The sequence below is a fragment of the Citrobacter amalonaticus genome (genome assembly GCF_037053465.1).
Taxonomy (GTDB): Bacteria; Pseudomonadota; Gammaproteobacteria; order Enterobacterales; family Enterobacteriaceae; genus Citrobacter_A; species Citrobacter_A amalonaticus_H.
Map to the genome: position 1 here is coordinate 1 of NZ_JBALIF010000038.1, position 4,806 is coordinate 4,806.

Annotated in this window: 1 protein-coding gene; it reads right to left on the minus strand. The window is 52.4% G+C overall.

Annotated elements, in window-relative coordinates:
- On the minus strand, window positions 1-3,767 hold a 3,767-nt coding region (locus WB371_RS23470; protein ID WP_336222356.1), incomplete at its 3' end, for an Ig-like domain-containing protein.
- Window positions 3,768-4,806: the final 1,039 nt, after the last annotated feature.

Here is a 4,806-nt window from a genome sequence, read left to right on the forward strand (position 1 = left end):
AGGGTCTGGCTGCCGTCGGTCAGTGCCGCCGCATTCGCCGCCGGAAGGGTGGCCGTCCAGGTGCCGTTGCTCACCGTTGCGGTGTAATCGTGACCGTTCAGGGTAACGGTGACGGTCTTCGTGTCTGCCGCGCAGGTGCCGGACAGGGTGATATCGCCGCCTTTCTCAGCGGTGTTAACAATGTTGTCGGCGGTGACGTTATCGGCGGTGACGGCCGGTGCAATGCTGTCGACCGTAAAGTCGTGCGTGGCGGTGCCGGTGTTGCCGGCTGCATCAGTGGCATTCGCCGTGACGGTGACTTTACCGTCGGCCAGTAGCGCGACATCCGCAGCCGACACGGTGAGATTCCAGGTGCCGCTGGTTACGGTGGCATCATAGGTTTTGCCGTTCAGGGTGATCTTCACGGTGGACACATCGGCACCACAGGTGCCGGTGAGGGTCAGGTCGGCGCCTTTTTCGGCGGCGTTAACAAAATCATCGCTGCTGACGGTATTAATCGCCACTGTCGGGCTGGTTAAATCCACCGTCACGTCATGGGTGGCGCTGCCTTTGTTACCGGCGGCGTCCAGGACATCAGCCGTAATGGTCGCTTTACCTTCCGCGAGCGCAGTGATATCGGCCGCCGGTACGCCCACGCTCCAGTTGCCGCTGGCATCGGTGGTGGTGGTGTAGGTTTTGCCGTTCAGGGTAATGGTGACGGCTGCACCCGCACTGACGCCGGTGGCGGTGCCGCTGATAATCTGCGCCACGCCGTGTTCAGCGCTGTTGATGATATCGTCACCGGCAACCGCACTGATGGTGATAACCGGGGCAGAGGTGTCAACAGTAATATCGTGGGTGGTGCTGCCGGTATTGCCGTTCACCGCAGTGACCTGTGCGGTGATGGTGGCTTTGCCATCGGTCATCAGTGCCAGGTCAGCGGCCGGAACGGTGATGCTCCAGGTGAGGTCGGGGCCAACGGTGGCAGTGTAGTTCTTGCCGTTGAGGGTGACTTTAACCGTGTCACCGGGCGCAGCGTTGGTGACTTTCCCGCTGATGGTCTGGTCAACAGCCACTTCGGCCGCGTTCAGCCAGTCATCGCCGAGGGCGTTAATGGTGACTGTCGGCAGGTGAGTGCTGTCTGCCACGACGCTGAAGTCATGGGTGGCGGTGGTGGTGTTGCCGGTGGTGTCGATGGCGAGGGCGAAGACGGTTGCCGTGCCGTCAGCCAGTTTAGCCACATCAGCCGCAGGCACGGAGAGGCTCCAGGTGCCGTTGCTGACGGTGGCGTCACAGGTCTTGCCATTGAGGGTGACCTTCACGGTCACGACACCGGCGCCACAGGTGCCGGTGAGTGTCAGGTCGGCACCTTTTTCGGCGGCGTTGACGATATCATCACCGGTAACCTTATCGATGGTCAGGATCGGTCCGGTGAGGTCGGTGGTGATATCCCGGGTGGCGCTGCCTTTGTTACCGGCGGCATCCAGGACATCAGCCGTAATGGTCGCTTTACCTTCCGCGAGCGCAGTGATATTGGCTGCCGGAACGCCCACGCTCCAGTTGCCGCTGGCATCTGTCGTGGTGGTGTAGGTTTTGCCGTTGAGGGTAATGGTGACGGCTGCACCCGCACTGACGCCGGTGGCCGTCCCGCTGATAATCTGTGCCACGCCGTGCTCAGCGCTGTTGATGATGTCGTCACCAGCAACCGCACTGATGGTGATAACTGGGGCAGTTTTATCAATGGTAATAATTCGCGTATTCTGCGCAGTCGCATTGCTACTGTTGATGACTTCAACACTTAAGGTGCAAATACCATCAGCCAGTGACGCCATGTCAGTCGCAGGAATGGTGACTTTCCAGATAAGATTGCCATTGTTGTCTGCGACGACGGTTGTTGTCCAGGTGGCAGAACCCAGCTTAACGGTGATGGTGTCACCAGCTTCGGCATTGATGACTTTTCCGGTAATCACCTGGCTGGTACCCGCCTCGGCGGCATTAATAATATCGTCGCCAGCAACGGTATCGATACTGATTGCCGGAGCATAGACACTGTCAACATGAATCGGGTGGGTGAGGGTGGTTGTGTTGGCGATGCTGTCTGAGGCTGAGACGACCAGATTCAGGTCGCCTGAAGGCAACTGGGCCGTCTGCGCGGCGCTTAGTGTTACCGACCAGGTCGTGCCGTTAACGGCGGCCGTATAGAGGTTGCCGCCGATCAGCACGGTGACGGCAGTAACACCAGCATCGCAGGTACCGGTAATGGTGAGCGGCTGCTGTTTTTCAAGGGTGTCAATAGTGTCGTCAACTGCCACGGGATCGATGGTAAGGCCCGGACCGGTGACATCCACCAGCACATCATGCGTGGCTGTACGGGTGTTTCCGGCACTGTCCGTGACGGTTGCGCTGATGGTAATCGTTCCTTCCGCCAGTGCCCGCACATCTTCGGACGGAATACCGACCTGCCAGTTACCCTGAGCATCCACGACAGAGGTCCAGTTTTTACCGGCAATGGTGATCGTAATGAGATCGCCTGGTTTGCTACCGGACGTGGTGCCGCTGATGATTTGCGATTGCTCATGTTCGCTGTTATTCAGAATATCGTCAGCAGTGACATTATTGATGCTAATGGAGGGTGCCTGCGTATCAACGACAAGGTTGCCGTTCGCGGAGCCGGTATTACCACCACTGTTGGTGATGGTGGCGGAAAAGGATTGTGTTCCGTCCGTCAGGGCTGAAAGATCAGCGGCGGGCAGAGTAATCTGCCAGCTCAGGTCATTCTGGATGGTCGTCTGGTATGTGTGTCCATTGAGTGTCAGAACCAGCGTGTCGCCGGGTTGGGCATTGGTGACAGTACCGGACAGAATCTGGTTCTGCTGCACCTCCGCAGCGTTGAGAATGTTGTCACCCATACTGTTAAAGGTGATGACAGGATGCGCCGTTTCCACAACCAGCGCAGTACCGGTTTGCGCGATGACCTGTGTCGGGTCTTCGGCGCTATACGCCCGGACATTCACAGTACAGATACCTTCCGCCAGTGCGCTGACATCAGCCGGCGATAATGTCACACACCATGAGCCGTCTGCCTGCGCAAGGCAGGTATAGTCAGTGCCGTTTACATTAACAATGACGGAGGTGCCACCAGGTAAATCGCTGGTCCCGCTTAATGTCAGTGCCTGGTGAGATAGCGCGTCGTTAATCACTCCGCCATTTTCTGGCGGATTGATGGCAATAATATATCCGGTTGCGTTGCCGCCACCGTCACCGCCATTGTTGTTATTGTTATTGCTGTTGTCATCGTGACTACCGCCGCCACCACCGCCACCAGCAGCTCCGGCAATACCGGCCGCCCCGCCGACTAATGCACCAAGACCGCCCCATAACCAGCCGGGGCTTATGGAGGTGGAAGTAGCTTCCATCAATGGAAACAGGCTGGGGATGGATTCGGTTTCAGATATCAGCGTCAGCGATTCACCGGCTGCAGGTATCTGTGAAAGATCGAAAGTAATGTGCTCAAATTTGCCGGGCGCAGACTCAAATGCCAGCGCGTTATTCGCATCGGTAAAGTAACTATCACACTGAATTACTGAACCGTCTTCAAGGTAAATCAGCAGATCGTTTCCAACCCGCACGTAACGAATCACCGATTTTGGAGAAGCATGGATAACGACAATATCATTTCCACTGACTGGCACAGTTAGCTTTTCAGCGCCAACAACGTGTGCGACCTTTGAACCATCGCGAGAAACAACGTCAACTTTATATTTTGCAATGTTTGAATCAGTTTTCATGATATATGTATCCCGTACATCTGTTCTAATGGCCTGAGTTAACCATCTGAATTTTAAAATGTTAGGCGTTACGTAAGTGGTAACGTGGCTGCAGTCAGTGCTTATGTAAAGGCTAATTCAGCCACGACTGATTACTTATGATGAACAGAAGATGAACGTGGTGAAAAAATAAAATATTGAGGATCTTCTTATTCAATGATAAGTAATGTGAATATATATTATTTATCAATAATACCCGAAAATATTTTGCCGGGGATTTATACTCTCTCTATATATAGAGTACCACGCACCCTTAGTCGGAGGAATTATTAATTAGGATAATTTTACGCAAAATAAAATAAAACGACAATTTAGGAATATAACTAAAGATTTAGTGTATCATTTGCCAACCAACCATAAAGGCTGTTTGATATAGCAGGTACTGGAGATATGCTCTCATGAATATTACGCCATGGCTAGCGGTATTTGTATGGATTTCCGGCAGTTGCAAACTTTGGAATAGCGCTCGAGGAAAATCTAACACCCTGTGAATAGTGTTGTTGATATATTGACAAGATGTTAAAATTATGAGTGGAAGCATTATTTAAAACTTATTAAATAATTTTTGCGAAATAAAAAAGGAAGTATATTTAAATAAAATTCAGGATGAGGATATTATGCCTTCATGGAATAGGCATGTCGTAGACGATGTATGCATGAAAATAAAGGTCTGCTATTACGAGCTAATGTTGACTAAAAATAAAGATATACGTAATGGCGAAAATTTCATCAATTTTCACTTTCTGGCCATTTATTAAACGGGAATTGTCACACCGTATGCTGTGGTTGATTAACCGAACTCAAGTGTTTATATGTTTCTGAAAATGATTAAGAAGTGAAGCATCCAGCAAGCGAAAAACAAAAGCCCGCTAAAGCGCTGAGGGATCCCCATAAAACAGCGCTAATAAACCAGCACCATACTTCGGTAGGCTCTGGCGAGGTGGTTAAGAACGGTGCTCAGCACCGTTCGCCTTAATATTAGCGGGGAGTGTCGCAGGAC